Below are 18,439 nucleotides of genomic sequence, written 5' to 3'. Positions count from 1 at the left end.
CATGCGCGGGCATCGGCGGTGCGGTCATTCAAAACCCGTGAGGCGTGCCGTTGGACACGTCTCAGGACTCGTATTCCAACCTCGCGTGCCGTCGCGCCTGGGGTTCAAACTGGGAGAGTTCAGACACATACGCAAGGGAAAGAATGCCTTTATCGCTGGAGTCGGACAGGTCCGAATCTCTGCGAGGAGTGATCGCAAGCATTCGCGGGTAAACCGGAATGCGGGTGTGTACGTGCGTAATCTGCCATCGAGGCGCCGATGCGTATGTCTGCCGGAGTCAAAAGGAAGGCATGAATTTCGCCCTTATGGGGGCCGTTTTGCACCGTTGCCATCCCTGAGATTTGTCCGAACTCATTGATATTGCTAGCTGCGATTATGAGAAGGTTGGAATCGTCAGGAATTACCGTATTAAGATCGGTGATCACATCGTCCTGCCAGATGAAGCCGCGGGACCAGTCGCCATTCGAGTCAAAGGTGCTTCCCACCACTTGGCCCCGGTTGTTGATGCCGGTAGCAAAGGCGGCAGAATCTCCCGGAAGAAGTTTGAGGCTTTTGACTTCGCCATCTGCGCCCTGCGGCCAAAATGCGGCAAAGTAGCCCTCAGCACTGCCGATTTGCCCGACGATCTGACCGCTGTTGTTAATGGCGTATGCGGAACTGTAAACTCCATAATCCTTAAGCGGAAAGACAGTCTTGTCTTTCCACACTACGGCGTGGGCCTCGTTGCAGTTTCCTGAGTAGCCTACGGCCTGACCCCGATTGTTAATCCCGTTTGCAAAACCATCTTTATCACTACTACCTGCCAGAGGAAGAGCTTCGACCTTGCCTCTTTCCCACAACGCCGGCAACGCAATTCGATTGTTCTTCACGGTGTCTCCGCATGTGGGGTCCAGGGCACCGTCTTCGGCAAATCCGACGATTTGTTCGCGGTTATTGATGGCGTTGGCCCACCCATTAATTCCGCCGAGCGTGGGAAGAGCACTCATGTGGCCGTCTCGCCAAAGAAACGGAACGCATTCAAGATTTGTGTGAAAACCGCAAAGGTCTTCGCCATTCGGATCCGTCTCAGCTGTTTCGGAGTAACCGACGGCTTCCCCGAGGTCGTTGATCCCGCCATAGTCAATCCAACTGTTGGCGTCGGGTTTTCCAAGCGTGCCCAGGTCGATGTTGGATCCGTAGATGCTGATCACGGCGCGGCCACTGGCAATTGTCGTAGCCGTACTTGCCTCAGGAGGATTCACGATCCCATCCATGTTCTCCGCCCATCCTAGATTGTTGAGGCCCATGACCATGGCGAAGTTGTTCTTGTTCTTGTTATTGCCCAAGTCGGTCAGTCTGTAGCGCTGTTGAGCGAACGCATTGCCGAAGCAGGCCAGAGCAATCGTAGTAACCCATAGTGTCCGGTAATTCCGCAACTGTATAAGCATGTTCATATCTCCTTATTCCTCCAGTAAAGTTGGGTTGCCGAGATGATTGGCGTATCCGGCGTCCTATTCCGTTCCGAATTGCGTAACGCCACGTCGGCGATCTAGATCGAGCGTCGAATCGTTTCCGACCTTAGACCAATCAACGTTGCCATGCATGGACGATTACGCTGGGCGATTGAGAGATGTGATGAGTCGAAGGTTTTGCGTTCTGGACCGTGAAGACCAGCCCTTCAATTGAACTAAAATTCCATTTATGAATCGAGATAACGCCCTAAATCTTCGATCCTTTTGGAAAATCCAAATCATCGGATGGGGTTGCTTCTATCTTTTCGACCTTCTGGAGTCCATCCATCAGTTCTTGACCAAGCGCCTATATATCGATGAAGAGACTGTGCCTATCGTCTTCATGTTCCTAGGCAGTTGTGCCTTGCGCCCTTTTTGCCGCTGGCTGCTGCGACAATCACCGTCATGGATCGCTTTTGAATTGAAAGCAGCCGCAGCGGCCATGGTCACATCCGTTCCTGTAGCCTGTGCAGCCGGCCTCATTTTGCGGATTTTCAATCCTGTACCCTGGCACGCCCTAGTTGCGGTGTTGATGTGGTCTTTTTTCATTCTCTTCATTTGGTGCAGTCTGTATTTCAGCATCAAGCAATGGCAGAGATCGAACGAGGAGAAGGAGAGGTTGCTTCGCGCCGAGTCTGAGGTTCGAGAGGCGAGATTGCTTGCATTGCGCTATCAACTGAATCCCCATTTCTTATTCAACTCGCTGAATGCGATCTCTATGCTCATCCTGGATGAAAAAGGGCCGGAGGCCAGACGGATGCTGGCTCAGATAGGAGATCTTCTGCGCATAAGCCTTGCTTCGGAAGTCAAAGCAGAGGTGGAGCTTTCTCAGGAACTGGCCTTCACCGAAGGGTATCTAGCGATCGAGCAAACAAGGTTCGGGGAGCGACTAAGAATTGATATCACTGTTCCGTTCGAGACGCGGGATGCAATGGTGCCAAACATGTTACTGCAACCGCTGGTTGAGAACGCCGTGCGCTACGGGGTAGCGCCTCTGGTTGAAGGGGGATGGGTTGCGATCAGGAGTTCGCTGCAGGCCGACAGGTTGCGAATTGTCATTGGAAACTCCGGACGGCGAGGTGAGGGCAAACACAAAAATAACGGAAATGGAATCGGACTCGGAAACACGGAGGAGAGGCTGAAAACACTCTACGGGACGGATTTTGATTTCTCGCTTGCATGGCCTGAAGCGGGCGGTTGCGAAGTTGTATTGGAGCTACCGTTACGCAGGGCTCCGAATCTTCAGGAGGTTTCACTGTGCGGGCTCTGATCGTCGATGACGAGCCGGTGGCGCGCCGTGGCGTGGCTGTCTTGCTACGCCGATTCACGGATATTGAGATCGTTGGAGAATGCGGTGATGGACGATCTGCGGTGGAGAGCATTCTGGAAAGATCTCCCGATGTTGTATTCCTCGACATCCAGATGCCGGGCATGGACGGTTTCGAGGTTCTGCGTGCGCTGCCCAGAGAAAGCTTGCCAGAAGTCATTTTTCTTACAGCGTATGATCAACACCTTTTAAGGGCATTCGATTTTCACGCACTGCATTACCTGTTAAAGCCGGTGGACGACACACGGTTCGCTGCGGCCATCAGTCGAGCTCGTGATCTGGTTGATGTCAAATTGAAGGCCGACATGGCACAGCGAGTTATGAAAATGCTGGACGGCGCATCGGATCAATATGCGTCCAGGTTTGCAGTCCAGACCGGATCCCGTATTCAAATCGTCGTTGCAGAGGATATTGAGTGGGTTGGATCTGCCGGCAACTATGTTGAACTTCACGTCAATGGTCGTTCCTTCCTGTTACGCGAATCGATGACTTCTCTCGACCAACGGCTCGACCCAGCAAGGTTTATCCGCATACACCGCTCCCGAATTGTGCAGTCCAAAGGCATACTTGAGCTGCGATCCATCGAGAACCGCGAGTTCACAGTGAAGCTTTCGGACGGCTCCGAGCATCGCTCGAGCCGCACCTACGCCGATCGACTTGAGCGTTGGTTGTCATCAGCTAGGATCTGCCCAAAATAGGCTAACCCTGAGTCGGCTGATGGGACGCGCTTCGAGCTTCGTCTTTACTTCCTCTCTTTTAAGGCAAGCAGTCTATAGAACGCCACGGGGCCCCAGATCGGCATCTGGATGCCTAACGAGGCGATCCTTAAGGCATTTCTCCAGACGCCCAGCCAGATCAACGTCAGCTGCATTGCCGAAAGTCGAACGCACCAATATGGAAGAAGAAGCCAACCCGGTAACTCATCGCGTAAGGAGATCACATGATTCTTTAGAAGACCCAGCGATTCATGGCGGAGCGCATGAAAGCGACGATCCGGAGCGTTCAGGCAGATCACATCCCGTCTCTGACGATGCCAAAGCCTGTCCGTGTAATCTCAAGCCGATCATAACAAGGTAGCTCTGCGCCTGAATCAACGCCCGCGAAAGACCTTGGGCCTTGAAATGCCGGCGAGTAAACTGCAAGCTAGTGTCGCATCGACCAGTTGAGCCCGCCTGACTTTCAGGGACGGGTGCCGGGAGCTACAATTCCCTTGGTTCCAAGCGGAAGTGTCAGAGACATCTTGCCCATGCCGCTGATCGTTTACAAGACTCACACCATTCGCTCTGAGCATGTCTTTGGATGCTGACCTTTTTGCTAGGAGAAGACATGAACGCGTTTAAGACATTCGTCGATCGCCGCGCATTTCTGAAAGGCACGGCCTGCGCAACAGCTGCGGTGATTTACGGGCGAAGCCCAGCCATCGCCAAAATTCATAGTGACGATGCACTCCTCGATGATCTATCTAAGCGCTGCTTCCAATATTTCTGGGATGCAATTGATCCCGAGACTGGAATATGCAAAGACCTCATCCACAGCGATCCCAACGACAACGCAAAAAAAGGTGATGAATCACGCGGCAGCACAGGCGTCACCGGCTTTCGGTTACAACATAGAGAGCCCTCACCCCGGACTCTTCCAGTTCTCGAACCGTTTTGGCGAGTACCTCTTCGTTTCTCGCTGCTAATACAAGGTTGGCGCCACGTTTTGCGGCCGCCTGTGCTGTAGCGAGTCCAATACCGCTGGTAGCGCCGGTGATGACGATAGTCTGCTGCGAAAGTGGCTTTAGTGAGATTTTCTTGCGCTTCGATCCTCCGGTTCGGTTGGAAGTTGCTCTTGATTAGAAGCTCATGCCCACGGATCAATCACAATTTTGGTGACATTATCTTTCTTGTCGCGCCAGATCTTGTACATCTCTGGAGCCTGTTCGAGCGTGATCCGATGAGAGATGATGTAGCTGGGGTCAATCTGGCCTTGCTCGATCCGTTCGAGCAGAGGTTTCATATACTTGTGCATATTGGTTTGGCCTATCTTCATGGTGATGCCTTTGCCAAACGCCGCACCGAAAGGGACCTTGTCGAGCAAACCTCCGTAAACACCGGGAACCGACAGCGTTCCGCCCTTACGGACTGCCTGGATCGCTTGACGGAGAACAATCGGCCTATCTGTCTCCATCATGAGGGTCGTCTTTACCGCGTCGTAGACTCCCTGAAGCTCAGCTGAGTGCGCTTCGAGACCTACCGCGTCGATACATGAGTCAGGTCCGGTTCCCGCCGTCAAATCCTTTAGAGCGGTGAGAACGTCCACATCCTGCTCTGAGTAGTCCACTGTGATAGCACCAATCGATCGAGCCATCTCCAGTCGCTCTGGGAGTCTATCGATCGCAATAACTCGAGCAGCTCCAAGCATGAAGGCACTCGCAATCGCAAACTGACCGACCGGTCCACATCCCCAGACCGCAACTGTGTCTCCCGGTTGAATCTGGGCATTTTCAGCAGCCATGTAACCAGTTGGGAAGATATCGGAGAGAAACAGCACCTTCTCGTCCGGAAGATCGCTTTCGATCCTCAAAGGTCCAACATTAGCAAAAGGCACCCGCACATATTGAGCCTGTCCGCCAGCATAACCCCCCATCATATGTGAATAGCCAAACAGACCCGAGCCAGAGTATCCGTAAGCTGCCTCCATCAGATGCGCATTTGGATTTGTGTTATCGCAAGCAGCCCAAACTTGCTTTTTACAAAAAGCACAGTTGCCGCAGGCAATCGTAAAAGGAACCACTACCCGGTCTCCCCTTTTGAGATTGGGGACGTCCTTCCCTACTTCCTCGACAATCCCCATAAACTCATGTCCAAGGATGTCTCCTGACTCCATGGTCGGAATGAAGCCATCGTAAAGATGAAGATCAGATCCGCATATGGCCGTTTTGGTGACCTTGATAATTGCATCATGAGGGTTCAACAGCGTTGGGTCTGGCACACTCAACGTCTCGACCTTACTCTTTCCCATCCAGCAAACTGCTTTCATTTCGTACTCCATTCTTTCCGCCTAGCGGATATCGCTGTTTCACTTCTGAAGGCTTTTAGCTCACGGGTTGATTGGGGCCTGGGGGAGTAGGAATCTTTTCTCCATAGACCGATTCCTTCATTCCACTAATCACTCCGCGATCACCATGCGACGAGCCCTGAGCTCGAGGTATCTCGCCTGTCTCGGCGAACGCCTTAAAGTGACGTAAGTTCTCGATGACGGCCTGCTTGGGATTGCGGCCAACAAATGTCTCCCAGGCGCTCGCGAGCTTTCCCATCCTGAACTCCTGTAGGACAGTAGCGATGGTGCCGCGGCCGCTGGGCGCTGGTTCAAAAATCACTTCTCCAGCGTTCTCTGACTCACCCCCAATAGAGCGCCATGCGATTCGCTTACCCGGTTCGTCTGCCAACACCTCGGAATCCCATTCGATCGTCTTATCTCCGGACTTCATGGCCCAATGTGATGTCTTTTCGCCAGTGGCGATGACGCTGATGATCTCCTCTTGCCATAACGGAATGAATTCCACATTGCGCCAAATGTCGTATAGCTCCTGAGGCGAGCCCTGGATGAGGGCGCTTGTTCGAATCCAGATCTTGCCATCCTTATCCTGAGGAGGCGGGGCGTAGTGGCCATTGATGATCACACCGGCGCTGCTCGACTTTGGTGTATTCTCTGCGTTTGGCTTTTCCGTTAGTGGAACTGACATTGGCGATCCTTTCGATCGTTACTTCTTGCTTGAGGTGAGGTGGTCTCTAGACCGCCAGTGAGTTTTTGAGCGAAGAGATATCTATTACGTACCGGAACCGGACTTCTTTGTTCTCCACTTTGTCGTAGGCGTCATTGATGTCTTTCATGTCGATGATTTGAATATCAGGGCCGATGTTATGCTCGGCGCAGAAGTCCAAGACCTCCTGAGTTTCAGCAATGCTGCCAATAAGAAAACCGCCGACCGACCTGCGGTGGCCGGGGATCTCCATATTGTCCATGGATGAAAGCGGTTCGAGAGCCCCAACTACAACGAGAGAAGCGTTTCTTTTTAGTAATGGGATGAAAGGATTGAGATCAGTCTTTTCAGGGATAGTAGAAAGCATAAAATCCAAACTTGCCTTATGAGCTCTTAGAGTTTCCTCCTCCTCCAGATCTTCATTGAGGACGACCGCAGCTCCCAGCCGTGCAGCTTCGGTGGTTTTTTGCTCAGATGAGGTGAACAGGATGACTTGAGCACCCATGGCGATCGCAAGCTTCGCTGCAATGTCGCCTAGTCCACCGAAACCAATAATTCCAACCTTGTCGCCCTTCTTCACTCCCCAATGACGCAAAGGTGAATAAGTGGTAACCCCGGCACACAGGATGGGTGCCGCCACCTCTGGCTTGAGGTTGCTGGGAATCTTCAATACGAAATCCTCCGGCACTACTAATGAGGTCGAATAACCACCGAAGGTGTTGTCTTTTCCGTAATGATTTGACTTGTCAGGAGACTTTTTGGCAGGAACTATGGGACCGTTATAGGTCGCGAGCCAACTGTTCGGACCTTCGCAATAGTTTTCCTCACCAGACCGACACGGTTCGCAATTGCGGCAACTATCGATCATGCAACCGACACCGACCATATCCCCAATTTTGTGTCGCGTTACTGAAGCCCCAACACTCATCACGCGGCCCACCACTTCGTGCCCTGGCATACAGGGATAGACAGTATTCGACCAATTGTTCTTCACTTGATGAATGTCTGAATGGCAGACGCCGCAGAACAAAATGTCGATCGCTACTTCATTTTCTTTCGGATCTTCACGCTCAAACTCATGTGGCTTGAGACCGTTGAAAGAGTGTTTGGCAGTATAACCAATGGACTTAATCATGGAATTTTCCTTTGCTCTTCATAAAACTCAAAGCTTCGATACACGTGAGGTGTTATTGATTTGCGCCAAACCCGCTCCCAGTTCGAGGCTCCGACAGATCCGCGTGCCCGGAGAGGCTTCAGGTCGAGAACTTTAAGATGTTCGGTGAGAGATGAGAAGAAGGAGCGGAGGTCAAGAGAATAAGCTTTCGACCGAGTCGTGGGTCGATATGGCGGGTCCTTTATGTGAATTCCGCCAGATCGTCGCTTTCAGGCCGTGAATTGATGGGATGCTGAGTCTCCGAAAAGGGATGCGCTGTACACCTGGTAAGGCTGCACCCATCCCTGGCGCCCACCGCCGAGACCCATTGGATCAATACGGTATACCTGACATCCTCTAAATCAGATCGGTTTCGCGGACTTTCTGTCTCTTGGCCTTGGGCTGACAGTTTGTCCACGCAAGGCCAAGGACGCGGTAGGTTATGCTTCAGACTGCAAGCACGCTCGCGACCCGCATCAAGAAAGCGCAGCCGCCAAATAAGGCGCTGTTCTACTCCTGGAAACCTGGGCGACCTCGTCGGGCGGACCGGCTGCAACGACAAGCCCACCTTCGTCACCGGCCCCAGGACCAATGTCGATCACCCAGTCGCTCTCAGCAATTACGTGCATATCATGCTCGATCACGATAACCGTATTCCCAGCCTCAACCAAGCCATTCAGTTGTTTCATGAGTCGTTCCACATCAGAAGGGTGAAGCCCGGTAGTCGGCTCGTCAAGAATATAGAGGGTGTTACCGCGCTGCACACGTTGGAGTTCAGTCGCCAGCTTGATGCGTTGTGCTTCCCCTCCCGAAAGTTCCGTAGCCGGTTGGCCCAACCGAAGATAGCCAAGGCCGACTTCCCGGAGAACATTGAGGGACCGGAAGACTTGTAGTTCTTCCACGAAGAACTCCGCAGCCACATCGACAGTCATTCCTAGAACATCAGCGACACTTTTACCACGATACTTGATTTCCAGGGTTTTGGTATTGAATCGGCAACCGTGACACGTCGGGCAGGGAGCGTAGACACTGGGAAGGAAAAGCAGCTCTACGCACACGGAGCCTTCGCCTAAGCAGGTTTCACATCGGCCCTTTGCAACGTTGAAAGAAAAACGCCCTGCATCATAGCGCCGAGCTTTGGCACCCTTGGTATCGGCGAACAGTTTTCTCACATGATCAAAGAGGCCAGTATAAGTCGCCATGTTCGAGCGCGGGGTGCGTCCGATAGGCTTCTGATCGACCACAACAAGGCGGCCAATATGCTCGATACCACTGACGATCTCGCCTGCGGTCGTGACGATGGTCGTCTGCTCCAGATCGTCCGCAACAGGTTCCTCAACGGTGATAGGTTGTCCCAACCCTTCCGCAACTAGTTCGACTAACGCATGACTTACAAGACTTGACTTGCCGGAACCCGAGACGCCGGTAACGGAGGTAAACACCCCAAGCGGAAATGAAACATCAAGTCCTCGTAAGTTGTTGCGCGTTACATCGCGGAGCCTGAGCCAGCCTTTCGCAGTCCGTGGGATCTTCTTGGACATTCGGCCCCCCACGAAAGAGATGGAGTCGTGTTTGTGATGCTTCTACACTGCGGAGCCCTACGGGAGGGCCGCTATACAGAACTTGGCCGCCCTTTTCGCCAGCACTCGGCCCCACGTCCACCAGCCAGTCTGCACGCCGGATTACGTCCAGCTCATGTTCAACCACGAATAGCGAGTCCCCTGCCTGTTTCAGCGAGTCCAGAGCCTTTAGTAGCGCCTCAGTGTCCGCGGGATGCAGCCCCGCGGAAGGCTCGTCCAGTACATAGACGACGCCAAAAAGATTGGAGTGCAACTGAGTGCCGAGCCTCAATCGCTGCATTTCGCCAGGGGATAAGGTGGGCGTGCTCCGTTCGAGCGATAGGTACCCAAGGCCAAGATCCAACAAAACTGAAAGTCTCGCCACGAGATCCGCCGCTATCCGTTGCGTCACTATGATTTTTTCGGGATGTCCCAATGCTTTCCTGCTTGGACCACTTCCGTCCACCGCATATGGAGCAAAAAGCGTCTTCAGTCGTTTAAGCGGAAGGTTGGAAATATCGGCTATATCGTAGCCCGCGAACCTCACGGATAACGACTCCGGCTTAAGACGTTTGCCCTGACATACCTGACAATCGGTGCTCAACATGAACTGAGACACTCGCCTTTTCATCATGGGACTATTCGTGTTCGCAAAGGTCTGCAACACGTACTTCTTCGCGCCGGTGAACGTTCCCTGGTAGCTCGGTTCCAATTTATGGCGTAACGCCTGTCGTGTTTCAGCGGGCGTAAAACCCGCATACACCGGAACAGTCGGTTGCTCATCCGTGAATAAAATCCAATTTCTATCCTTCTTCGACAGGTCGCGCCAGGGTTTATCCACGTTGTAACCCAGCGTCACGAGAATATCCCTCAGATTTTGCCCTTGCCACGCCGTCGGCCACGCGGCTACAGCGCGCTCACGTATCGTCAACGAATCGTCGGGCACCATCGATTTCTCACTCACCTCGTATATGCGCCCGAGGCCATGACACTTAGAACACGCTCCCTCCGCTGTGTTTTGAGAAAACGATTCAGCATAAAGCAGAGGTTGTCCTTTGGGATAATCGCCCGCACGGGAATAGAGCATACGCAGTAGATTGGAAAGCGTTGTAACGCTTCCTACTGATGAGCGAGAAGTGGGCGATCCACGTTGCTGCTGCAACGCCACAGCCGGCGGCAGACCGTCGATAGAGTCGACCTCGGGAACTGTCAGTTGATGAAAAAGACGCCGCGCGTATGGAGATACGGACTCGAGATTACGTCGCTGGGCCTCGGCGTACAGTGTTCCAAATGCAAGCGAAGACTTCCCAGACCCGGAGACACCAGTGAACACCACAAGCGCGTCTCGGGGAATGTCGACGTCGATATTCTTGAGGTTATGCTCGCGCGCACCCCGCACCCGGACCATGCCATCGTTCGGCTGACTGCGCATATTTGTTTTGCTCTCCTCCACGACCTTGTACCTCCGAGGAACAGCCAGGTGGACACGCTGACTTGACCTTTTCTGGTTGGATGCGTCTCTGGTCAAGTTCAATGGTGCAGCGGGCTCCCCTTTGACTGACTCTCCGCATCAAATCTCGACATGGCCCGTCCCCGTCTCCACAAAACACTGCTAACTTTGTCCCTTGGTTTCCCGTCTGTCGCCTTTACGATCGCGGCTCACTCCCAGACGCAAGCGCTTCCGCACGACACAGCGATCGGCCGTCTCGAGATATTCGCCACCTTCAACGGCCCCATGCCGACTGGTGTCACGGTTTCACGAGCGAATCGCGTCTTCGTTAACTTTCCTCGGTGGGGTGATGATGTTCCCTTTACCGTCGCTGAAGTTGTCCACGGGAAGCCCGTCGCCTACCCGGACGCAGTGGTCAACGACTGGCCGGGTCGGAAATCAGGCGATCCCACGCAATACAAAGATCAGACACAGAATGAAAACCACTTCGTCTCCGTCCAGTCGGTCGTAGTCGATCCCGCCAATCGTCTTTGGATTCTTGATACTGGTTCTCCATTGCTAAAGAACGCGGTTCCCGGTGGTCCTAAGCTAGTGGCTATCGATCTCGCGACCAATAAGATCATCAAGCGAATCCTCTTGCCTCCCTCGATCGCAAGTCCGACCAGCTATATGAATGATGTCAGATTCGATCTTCGGGTCGGTTCGCCCGCTGGGTCGGACGGCATTCGTGGGATTGCTTACATCACCGACTCCTCTGAGAAAGGCCCAACCGGGTTCGTCATCGTGGATCTTGCTACGGGACAAGCGTGGCGGAAGCTTGATGAGACCGCAAGCGTCAAACCGGAGCCCGGTTTCGTGATGTTTGCGGAGGGTCGTCCACTGTATAAGACGGAACCCGGTCAGCCAATCAAGCCAGGTGTCTTTGCGAATGATTCTCTTGCGATCTCTGCGGATGGGAGCGGGCTTTTCTACTGTCCTGTCTCGGCGACGAAGCTATACAGCATTCCGACTGCAGCCCTTCGCGACCGAAACCTGACTCCGGAGGCCACCGCCGCCCAGGTCGCTCTTGTAACCGGAAAAGAAAGCTCAGATGGATTAGAGTCGGACGCCGCGGGAAATGTCTACTCTACCGCGCCCGCCTCGGGAAGTATTTTGAAGATCGGAGCAAATCCAAACTTCGCCAATGGGATAGAAGTGACCACACTCGTGCATGACCCTCGTCTGCTGTGGCCAGACACTATGTCCCTCTCAGACGACGGCTATCTCTATGTGACAGCCAACCAACTTTACAATCAGCCAGCAATGCACAGCGGCAAAGACCTTCGGCAAAAACCATACGTTCTCTTTCGAATAAAGATTGGCGAGAAACCAATTCGATTGCAATGACGCCGCCGAAGTTTTCCTCCGAAGTATCTCAGATACTCTCGCGCAGCCGCCCTCAATCAGGTTATGCCGAACAATATCCAAATCCTTACCAACGCGGAGATTGCGGATAGGCTCTCGACACTAGCGCAACTATTGTCAATGGAGAAGGCTAATCCCTACAAAATTAAGGCGTACCGTCGCGCGTCAAATACAATTCGGGTCCTGGGAGAAAGCGTCGACGAGCTCGTGCGAAGTAGTGCCGACCTTACTGTGTACTCCGGCATCGGAGAGGCTATCAGTGGTGCGATCCGCGAGATTGTTCTGACGGGCAGCCTAGCAAGCCTTGAGAAGCTGCGGTCTAATGCGAGCCCGGAACTTCTGAGCATTAGCACCTATCCCAGGCTTGATCCAAAGCGAGTCCTGCGCATTTTCAAGAAACTTCATATCTCATCTGTGGAAGCGTTACATGAAGCATTGGAAAGCGGCGCTATTGAACGGATCTTCGGTTCGCGAACGGCCCAGCACGTCAGGCAAGGCCTGGTGCAAACGGGTGCTGTTCTTCTGTACCACGCGCATGATTTGGTTTTGTCAATTGAGACATATCTGCTCAAGCGTGCGGGGGCCGTACGCGTGGAGGCAGTTGGAGACTATCGGCGGCGGTGGAAGTGATCGAAGAACTTTCGTTTGTGGTGGAGACGGAGGATTTCGCCAAGCTAACCTCCCAAATGGAGCGTTACGGAGGCCGAATCGCACTCGTTGAATCGAACAAGTACTCGGCAGTCTTTGCACTCTCCTCCGGGCCGCTATTGAGAATTGATCTGACTGATGCAAAAAACTGGGGTCTCTCACTTATCAGGCGCACGGGAAACAAAGCTCATCTCAAGAAGCTCGTTGCGGTTTCTGGCAGCCTGACTTCTCTCGAAACCAAGAGTTCGTTTCCTACGGAGCGTTCTTTTTACGATAGCTTCGGTATCGCGTTCATCGAGCCCGAACTGCGAGAAGGGCTTGAGGAGGTCCGTCAGGCCCGTCGAGGAACCCTTCCAACTCTAATAACTGAGAAGGATATCCAAGGTGACCTTCATATGCACACCGAGGCGAGTGATGGATCGAATTCCATTGAGCAGATGGTCGCGGCCGCGGAGCATGGGGGATACGCGTATATCGGCATCAGCGATCATTCACAGAGTCTGAAGATCGCGGGGGGCGTTTCCGAAGAAAAACTTTGGGCACAGATTCGAAAGATTGACCAGCTGAACGAGCATCTTAATGGAATCCGTGTCCTCAAGTCCGCCGAGGTCGATATCCTCGCCGACGGCACACTCGACTATTCGGACGAACTACTGCGCGAGTTGGATTACACCGTTTGTTCGATCCATTCTCGTTTCGCGTTTGGAAAGGAGAAACAGACCGAGCGGATCCTCCGAGCGATGGACAACAAATTTTTTACGATCATGGGACATGCAACGGGCCGACTTCTTTTGAAGCGCTCCGGTTACGAGATCGACATGGAGCGTATCGCTGCCCACGCAAGGCAGACTGGCTGTTTTTTTGAGATCAACTCAAGTCCAGACCGCCTGGACCTTTCAGCAGAAAACCCGAGAGTTGCAGCGGGGCTCGGCGTACTTATCGCCATTTCCACCGATGCACACAGCATTCACGAATTTGGGACTATCCGCTACGGGATCGAACAGGCGAGGAGGGCTGGCCTCGAAGAAACTTCTGTATTAAACTGCCAGCCTTTAGAAAAGCTAACCAAGCTTTTCAAGAGATAGTTTCTCAATCTCAACTCTGAGACCCTCTGCGACGGTCCGAAAAGTTAAGGAATATCGCACGGCATCCACTGGCGGAACACTATGCTCCCATACCGTTCGCGCCTCACCTTCCAGGATGTAAATCGAGCGCGGCTCGAGCCTCTGAGACGTCCGGATCCAACCTGTTCCCCCCGCACGACGGAAGCGCATCGTCGCTGGGGCGAGGAGCGAGACGCCGACGATGACACCAAACTGGGGCTTGTCCTTATGCCAGCCGATCCCGGCTCCCGGCGGATATTGGTTAACTCCGCCTTGCTGGAATTCGTCGACCTTTCGACCCGCAAATTTAGCCACTTTGTTCCGCACGTCGGCAACAAAAGCCGGAAATCCATCCGTAGCCTTCGCGGCACGTCGTGCGTAATCGTATCGAAGCCCAAAAGAGATGACGCGGCGATTGCCTAAATGGCCATGAAATTCGAACTGCTTCAGGTCAAGCGTGGCAAGAGACTTCGCCAGAGCTGCTTCGTCGGCTTCGCTGATGATGTCTTCTTCATAGCGAAAGCCCTCAGGTAGGAGACCCCGCTGTTTATCGACAGGTTCAGGAAACAGTGCTCTTTCAGAAGTCATGGAACTTCGCCCTTTCATCCCAGCCTCTGGGACGACCGCGATCACCCCGCCGCATCCACCAAAGCCTTTCGACTGTGGAACTGCTCTTCAAAACAAACCCAATTGTGATTTTTGAAAGGATCGCTTCTTTGGCGTTTTGTCATCGAATACCGTCCGGCCTCCAAGGGAAGAAGAGATCGCGCGCTCATGCATGATCGCAGCGTCGAAGTCCGCAAGCGGTTGACGCTCTTCCTCAACTTTACCGGTCAATCGATCTAATCGTCGGAAACCTTCAAGCTTCTCAGTATGTCCGAGACGAGCCGCCTCAAGAGACCGCCGCAGTACTCCAAGCGATTCATCGTAGGTCTTGAGCGGAACGGGAAACGGATGTCCGTCTTTGCCGCCGTGGGCGAACGAAAAGCGTGCTGGGTCGGAGAAGCGAGCCGGTGCTCCGTGAACGACTTCCGCAATCAACGCCAGGGATTGTAACGTTCGCGGCCCAAGCCCCTCTACAAGAAGCAGCGAGGCAAAGTCCCGAAGCTCCTGCTCGTGCGCAACGGCCAAAACTGCGCCTAATCGTTTTAAGTCCACGTCTTTGGCTCGAACGTCATGGTGCATCGGCATGACGAGCTTACGTGCCTCATTTAAGGAATTCGCGACCGGCTCCGTCGCGATCGTGAGCAAGGCACTCTGGGCCTTCTGTGCGCGCGCGTCCACCAGGTTCAGTATTTCTCCCTGTGGCTGGCCCACGATGGCCGTATGAGGCGCAGACACGAAATCGCGCACACTGGTCGAGTGCCAGTGATATCGCCGTGCCAAATGGCTGTCGGGATTCATACCCTGTTGGACGACGGCCCACTCCCCCGACTGAGTTATTACGAAAGAATGCAAATAAAGTTGAAAGCCATCGGCAACCGCGTTGTTGTCGATACGCGCGGTCAATCGACTGGTGCGTGCCAACGCATCACCATCGAGCCCCGTCTTTTGCGAAAACGCTCGCAACTCATCCGGTGTCCGAACGGAATGCCGGCCGCGACCGCCGCAGACTATCAAACCAAGTTCCGAGAAACGTGGATTAATTCCTCGCTTCAGTGCACCGAGCACCGAGGTTGTAATACCGGAGGAGTGCCAGTCCATACCCATCACGGCGCCGCATGCTTGGAACCAAAACGGATCGCTTAATCGGGCAAGGAACTCGGAGCGTCCATAGCTCAGGATGACCTGTTCGGCAATCGCAGTCCCCATCTCTGTCATCCGACTGGCAAGCCAAGGAGGCACTCGCCCGCCGTCAAGTGGAAGATCGGCTGTGCCCGAACGCTTCATATCATCGCCTCGCCGTTACTATTTTCGCCCTTTATTCGCTTTATATCAAGTGAAACACTGTCTAAAGCGTTGTCTGCAGATCCAATCGCCGCTGTACCCGTTCGCGCAGGTTCTTTGCATCAAAGGGAGCTCGCACTTTCATGTCATTATCAAAGTAAACATAAATATCGCGTGCCGGAATCTTCCTGCACCGTTCCCCGCAAGCGAACCGGCCACTCGGCGCATCGTCTCCTCCTGCCCAAGCAGCGACACGGTCGGCCCAGAGATCAAGTGCTGCATCGCCGTAGCCGCTGGCGTAAAGCTGTTCCGACCCATGTAGCCTGCAATAGACGAAGTCGGTAGTCACGTCCATCAATAAGGGCCACTCCACCGTGTCGGCCACGACCGAGCAAATGCGATGTCGTCGTAGTAGTTCAATGAACTCCGGGACAACAAAACTCTCGTGCCGAATTTCGACGCAATGCCGGATCTCCTGCTTTGCGGTTCCTCGTTCGACTGTTGTATGCGCCCGGCCATGCAACTTCGGCCCATGTGCGCCTGCGAGTTGAGCTGCTTGCTTCATCGTCCTCGGTAGCATTTTGAAGAAAGTCTCCAGCTTTACTGGATCGAATACAAACTGTGGCGGAAACTGCCATAGCACCGGGCCCAGTCTCGTCCCAAGACGCAGAACCCCTTGTGCGAAAAAGTTCGCAAGAGCTTCTTCAACGTCCCGGAGCTTTTTCATATGCGTGATGAAGCGGGATCCCTTCACTGCGAAGACAAAATCATCTGGCGTCTCTGCGGCCCATTTTGCGAAGTATTCGGGCCTCTGAAGGGAGTAGTGCGTCCCGTTGATCTCAATGGAGTTGAAGTTGTTCGCCGCGAACGTGAGCTCGCTGCGTTGCGGCAGTTTCGGCGGATAGAACACGCCCCGCCAACCAGCATAGCGCCATCCTGAAATACCAATATGAACTTTACCGGCCACTGATATGGTTTCCTTCCACCCGTTGCGGGGAACACTTCCGCGGTGACATAGCTTGCATCGTCCCACGGATCGATGCCCATGGCGATTCTCCCTTGCCATGCTGTGATGCGCTCACCGCAACAAACGTTCCAGAGTGCATTGTGCAGATACGACTGACCGCTGTACTAGGCCTTAAATCCGCAGTTGTTGATACATGAAGTTCTCTTCATCCACTATTCTAGAACTGGCCATGTACGCGGGAGGCTATCCAAATCAGGAGATCAGCATGAGCACTACCGAAAAAAAGCCAAAGAAGGCGGCAAAGAAAACAGCGGGAGGCGAGGAGAAAACACCCGCCGCGCCAGCGGTTAAGGCCACAAGTACACCAAAGTCTGGCTCTGCCAAATCTAGCAACGAAGCAGCTTCATCAAAATCGCGCCGGGAGCCAAGTCACGAAGAGGTATCCTCGTTGGCGCATCGGTTTTTCGAGCAACGTGGAAGGCAGCACGGCTCTCACGAGCAGGATTGGTTCCGGGCTGAGCAAGAGTTAGCCGCGATTCCCTAGCGCTCAGCAGGAAGCGGCTCTCTAAACTTGAGGGCCGCCGATGATTCTTAGGACGCAATTGTCGACGAGTAGTAGTTAACCCTGGCGGGTAGCTTCGACTCCTTTACCTTATATAGGAGCACACCCTCAATCATTCGTCAGCAACCACGCTGACTCCATCAAAGCAAGAACCAATATTGATGAGCCCGCGAACCTGTGAGAAGCGGAGTGAGTGGCCTCGATTTCCGGTGGGCAATTCTGGTATGTTCCTTATGGCAACCGCGCAAGATCTTAGGCTTCGATGCAAATGTTATGCATTTTGTGGGACATCGTACGGTGTGTGCGAAAGCACGAATCCCCTTCCTCCGTTCTAGTGAACCGACTCTCTGACTGTTTGCGGAGCTAGCGACAAAGGGTTTCCTATATTTGTTCATATTAAGTAGCCAGCTTTGACGCTTTTCCGCATCCTTCCACATATAAGGAGAATTTTGATGACCCGTCTGTACCCAGGAAGTGGTTCCGGCTCTGGAGCGACTGTGCCGCCCTCACGCCTTCAAGTCAGAGCGAAAAGGACCTTGAAATGGTCTAAGAGCTGAACGGCGAGACAGAGCTATACCCGAGCATGGGGATCCCATTACCTAGGTGAAATCGCCGCAACGCCTGACCGCTCGTTTCGAAGCACGCGGTCACAGTGGCGTCTGCGTGCCGATGCAGGTTTCCAGCGGCGATTTGGAGGGCGTCATTCGCGGTCTTCAGCCTTGCGCCAAGGTTCGGGGTTTCTTGATCACCGTGCCACACAAGAACGTAATGTTCGCTTATTGCTCTACCACTTCGGAAACATCAAAACTTCACATCCGCCAACGCCTAGAGCCCGAGAATCACCGTCAATACAGTACGGCCGGGACCGACGGAAAGCGATCTGCTCCCCGCGGATGGCGTCCGTGCCGCGACTTTCTCAAAGGACTTATTCCCGTGGATAGCCTCGGAAAAGATGAGGAGATCGCTGGATGGGTCTCATATGTGGTTAGTCCAGAGGCGGGTTTCATAACGGCGCTACAATCACAATCGACGGCAGATATGCATCGTGACCAATCGTGTCTCATCGAGCTTGCTATGACGAGACCCTGCGATCTGTGTGGTGGCTCACCCTTTTCCGGCATGTGGTTCTAGGGTCATCCAC

General features: G+C 53.6%; 17 protein-coding genes and 1 pseudogene. 8 read left to right on the top strand and 10 right to left on the bottom strand.

Annotated elements, in window-relative coordinates:
* Positions 1 to 149 precede the first annotated feature (149 nt).
* Positions 150 to 1,427, bottom strand: coding sequence for a hypothetical protein (locus tag RBB76_RS21120; RefSeq protein WP_429634694.1), 1,278 nt, complete (start codon positions 1,425 to 1,427; stop codon positions 150 to 152).
* Positions 1,428 to 1,680: 253 nt separating this feature from the next.
* Here RBB76_RS21120 and RBB76_RS21115 point away from each other — a divergent pair, with 253 nt between their 5' ends.
* From RBB76_RS21115 to RBB76_RS21105, 3 genes and pseudogenes are all read left to right on the top strand, one after another.
* Positions 1,681 to 2,760, top strand: coding sequence for a sensor histidine kinase (locus tag RBB76_RS21115; RefSeq protein WP_433963462.1), 1,080 nt, complete (start codon positions 1,681 to 1,683; stop codon positions 2,758 to 2,760).
* On the top strand, positions 2,748 to 3,515 hold the full coding sequence (locus tag RBB76_RS21110) for a LytR/AlgR family response regulator transcription factor (RefSeq protein WP_429634692.1): 768 nt from the start codon (positions 2,748 to 2,750) through the stop codon (positions 3,513 to 3,515). The genes RBB76_RS21115 and RBB76_RS21110 overlap by 13 nt, the downstream gene beginning before the upstream one ends.
* Before the next feature lie 601 nt (positions 3,516 to 4,116).
* Positions 4,117 to 4,221, top strand: a pseudogene (locus RBB76_RS21105) (twin-arginine translocation signal domain-containing protein); the annotation flags it as partial.
* Positions 4,222 to 4,405: 184 nt separating this feature from the next.
* Here the strand turns inward: RBB76_RS21105 and RBB76_RS21100 are convergent.
* The 6 genes from RBB76_RS21100 to RBB76_RS21075 all read right to left on the bottom strand — a co-directional run bounded on the left by RBB76_RS21100 (position 4,406) and on the right by RBB76_RS21075 (position 10,709).
* Positions 4,406 to 4,552 carry a hypothetical protein gene (locus tag RBB76_RS21100; protein ID WP_429634709.1) on the bottom strand — a complete coding sequence of 49 codons (147 nt, stop codon included), beginning with the start codon at positions 4,550 to 4,552 and terminating at the stop codon, positions 4,406 to 4,408.
* Between the two features lie 110 nt (positions 4,553 to 4,662).
* Positions 4,663 to 5,841, bottom strand: a complete 1,179-nt coding sequence (locus RBB76_RS21095) for a zinc-dependent alcohol dehydrogenase (protein WP_429634691.1) — start codon at positions 5,839 to 5,841, stop codon at positions 4,663 to 4,665.
* A gap of 55 nt (positions 5,842 to 5,896) precedes the next feature.
* Positions 5,897 to 6,547 carry an SRPBCC family protein gene (locus RBB76_RS21090; protein ID WP_429634690.1) on the bottom strand — a complete coding sequence of 217 codons (651 nt, stop codon included), beginning with the start codon at positions 6,545 to 6,547 and terminating at the stop codon, positions 5,897 to 5,899.
* Positions 6,548 to 6,593: 46 nt separating this feature from the next.
* Entirely contained in the window at positions 6,594 to 7,700 is a 1,107-nt protein-coding gene (locus tag RBB76_RS21085) for an NAD(P)-dependent alcohol dehydrogenase (RefSeq protein ID WP_429634689.1), read from the bottom strand.
* A gap of 494 nt (positions 7,701 to 8,194) precedes the next feature.
* Positions 8,195 to 9,259 carry a hypothetical protein gene (locus RBB76_RS21080; RefSeq protein ID WP_429634688.1) on the bottom strand — a complete coding sequence of 355 codons (1,065 nt, stop codon included), beginning with the start codon at positions 9,257 to 9,259 and terminating at the stop codon, positions 8,195 to 8,197.
* The gene (locus RBB76_RS21075; protein ID WP_433963461.1) at positions 9,180 to 10,709 is read right to left on the bottom strand and encodes a hypothetical protein; all 1,530 of its coding nucleotides are present in this window, start codon (positions 10,707 to 10,709) and stop codon (positions 9,180 to 9,182) included. Before RBB76_RS21075 ends, RBB76_RS21080 begins: the two co-directional genes overlap by 80 nt.
* Positions 10,710 to 10,859: 150 nt before the next feature.
* On the opposite strand from RBB76_RS21075, the gene RBB76_RS21070 reads away from it, so the two are divergent.
* From RBB76_RS21070 to RBB76_RS21060, 3 genes are all read left to right on the top strand, one after another.
* Positions 10,860 to 12,113 carry an L-dopachrome tautomerase-related protein gene (locus RBB76_RS21070; protein ID WP_429634686.1) on the top strand — a complete coding sequence of 418 codons (1,254 nt, stop codon included), beginning with the start codon at positions 10,860 to 10,862 and terminating at the stop codon, positions 12,111 to 12,113.
* A 63-nt stretch (positions 12,114 to 12,176) separates the two neighbouring features.
* The gene (locus tag RBB76_RS21065; protein ID WP_429634685.1) at positions 12,177 to 12,761 is read left to right on the top strand and encodes a hypothetical protein; all 585 of its coding nucleotides are present in this window, start codon (positions 12,177 to 12,179) and stop codon (positions 12,759 to 12,761) included.
* Positions 12,752 to 13,864, top strand: coding sequence for a PHP domain-containing protein (locus RBB76_RS21060; RefSeq protein ID WP_429634684.1), 1,113 nt, complete (start codon positions 12,752 to 12,754; stop codon positions 13,862 to 13,864). Before RBB76_RS21065 ends, RBB76_RS21060 begins: the two co-directional genes overlap by 10 nt.
* On the opposite strand, the gene RBB76_RS21055 is transcribed toward RBB76_RS21060, so the two are convergent.
* From RBB76_RS21055 to RBB76_RS21045, 3 genes are all read right to left on the bottom strand, one after another.
* The gene (locus RBB76_RS21055; protein ID WP_429634683.1) at positions 13,841 to 14,470 is read right to left on the bottom strand and encodes an alpha-ketoglutarate-dependent dioxygenase AlkB; all 630 of its coding nucleotides are present in this window, start codon (positions 14,468 to 14,470) and stop codon (positions 13,841 to 13,843) included. The two genes, RBB76_RS21060 and RBB76_RS21055, sit on opposite strands and share 24 nt — an antisense overlap.
* Before the next feature lie 87 nt (positions 14,471 to 14,557).
* Positions 14,558 to 15,772, bottom strand: a complete 1,215-nt coding sequence (locus tag RBB76_RS21050) for a DUF763 domain-containing protein (RefSeq protein ID WP_429634682.1) — start codon at positions 15,770 to 15,772, stop codon at positions 14,558 to 14,560.
* Positions 15,773 to 15,833: 61 nt separating this feature from the next.
* Positions 15,834 to 16,736: a DUF72 domain-containing protein gene (locus tag RBB76_RS21045; RefSeq protein ID WP_429634681.1), complete on the bottom strand. Its 903-nt coding sequence runs from the start codon at positions 16,734 to 16,736 to the stop codon at positions 15,834 to 15,836.
* Between the two features lie 193 nt (positions 16,737 to 16,929).
* Between RBB76_RS21045 and RBB76_RS21040 the strand changes: the two genes are divergently transcribed.
* On the top strand, positions 16,930 to 17,280 hold the full coding sequence (locus RBB76_RS21040) for a DUF2934 domain-containing protein (protein ID WP_429634680.1): 351 nt from the start codon (positions 16,930 to 16,932) through the stop codon (positions 17,278 to 17,280).
* 621 nt (positions 17,281 to 17,901) lie between these two features.
* Entirely contained in the window at positions 17,902 to 18,429 is a 528-nt protein-coding gene (locus RBB76_RS21035) for a hypothetical protein (protein WP_429634679.1), read from the top strand.
* The last annotated feature ends 10 nt before the right edge of the window (positions 18,430 to 18,439 follow it).

Source organism: Tunturiibacter psychrotolerans (genome assembly GCF_051013365.1).
GTDB classification, from domain to species: domain Bacteria; phylum Acidobacteriota; class Terriglobia; order Terriglobales; family Acidobacteriaceae; genus Edaphobacter; species Edaphobacter psychrotolerans_A.
The sequence above is the reverse complement of the archived record's forward strand: the minus strand, read 5'-3'. Positions and strand labels throughout refer to the sequence as shown.

What these genes read in the sequence shown, in the direction of transcription:
- RBB76_RS21055 (WP_429634683.1), bottom strand. Translation starts at nt 14,470, where the DNA reads ATGACTTCTGAAAGAGCACTGTTTCCTGAACCTGTCGATAAACAGCGG.
- RBB76_RS21050 (WP_429634682.1), bottom strand. Translation starts at nt 15,772, where the DNA reads ATGAAGCGTTCGGGCACAGCCGATCTTCCACTTGACGGCGGGCGAGTG.
- RBB76_RS21115 (WP_433963462.1), top strand. Translation starts at nt 1,681, where the DNA reads ATGAATCGAGATAACGCCCTAAATCTTCGATCCTTTTGGAAAATCCAA.
- RBB76_RS21075 (WP_433963461.1), bottom strand. Translation starts at nt 10,709, where the DNA reads ATGCGCAGTCAGCCGAACGATGGCATGGTCCGGGTGCGGGGTGCGCGC.
- RBB76_RS21040 (WP_429634680.1), top strand. Translation starts at nt 16,930, where the DNA reads ATGAAGTTCTCTTCATCCACTATTCTAGAACTGGCCATGTACGCGGGA.
- RBB76_RS21070 (WP_429634686.1), top strand. Translation starts at nt 10,860, where the DNA reads ATGGCCCGTCCCCGTCTCCACAAAACACTGCTAACTTTGTCCCTTGGT.
- RBB76_RS21095 (WP_429634691.1), bottom strand. Translation starts at nt 5,841, where the DNA reads ATGAAAGCAGTTTGCTGGATGGGAAAGAGTAAGGTCGAGACGTTGAGT.
- RBB76_RS21120 (WP_429634694.1), bottom strand. Translation starts at nt 1,427, where the DNA reads ATGCTTATACAGTTGCGGAATTACCGGACACTATGGGTTACTACGATT.
- RBB76_RS21065 (WP_429634685.1), top strand. Translation starts at nt 12,177, where the DNA reads ATGCCGAACAATATCCAAATCCTTACCAACGCGGAGATTGCGGATAGG.
- RBB76_RS21090 (WP_429634690.1), bottom strand. Translation starts at nt 6,547, where the DNA reads ATGTCAGTTCCACTAACGGAAAAGCCAAACGCAGAGAATACACCAAAG.
- RBB76_RS21085 (WP_429634689.1), bottom strand. Translation starts at nt 7,700, where the DNA reads ATGATTAAGTCCATTGGTTATACTGCCAAACACTCTTTCAACGGTCTC.
- RBB76_RS21080 (WP_429634688.1), bottom strand. Translation starts at nt 9,259, where the DNA reads ATGTCCAAGAAGATCCCACGGACTGCGAAAGGCTGGCTCAGGCTCCGC.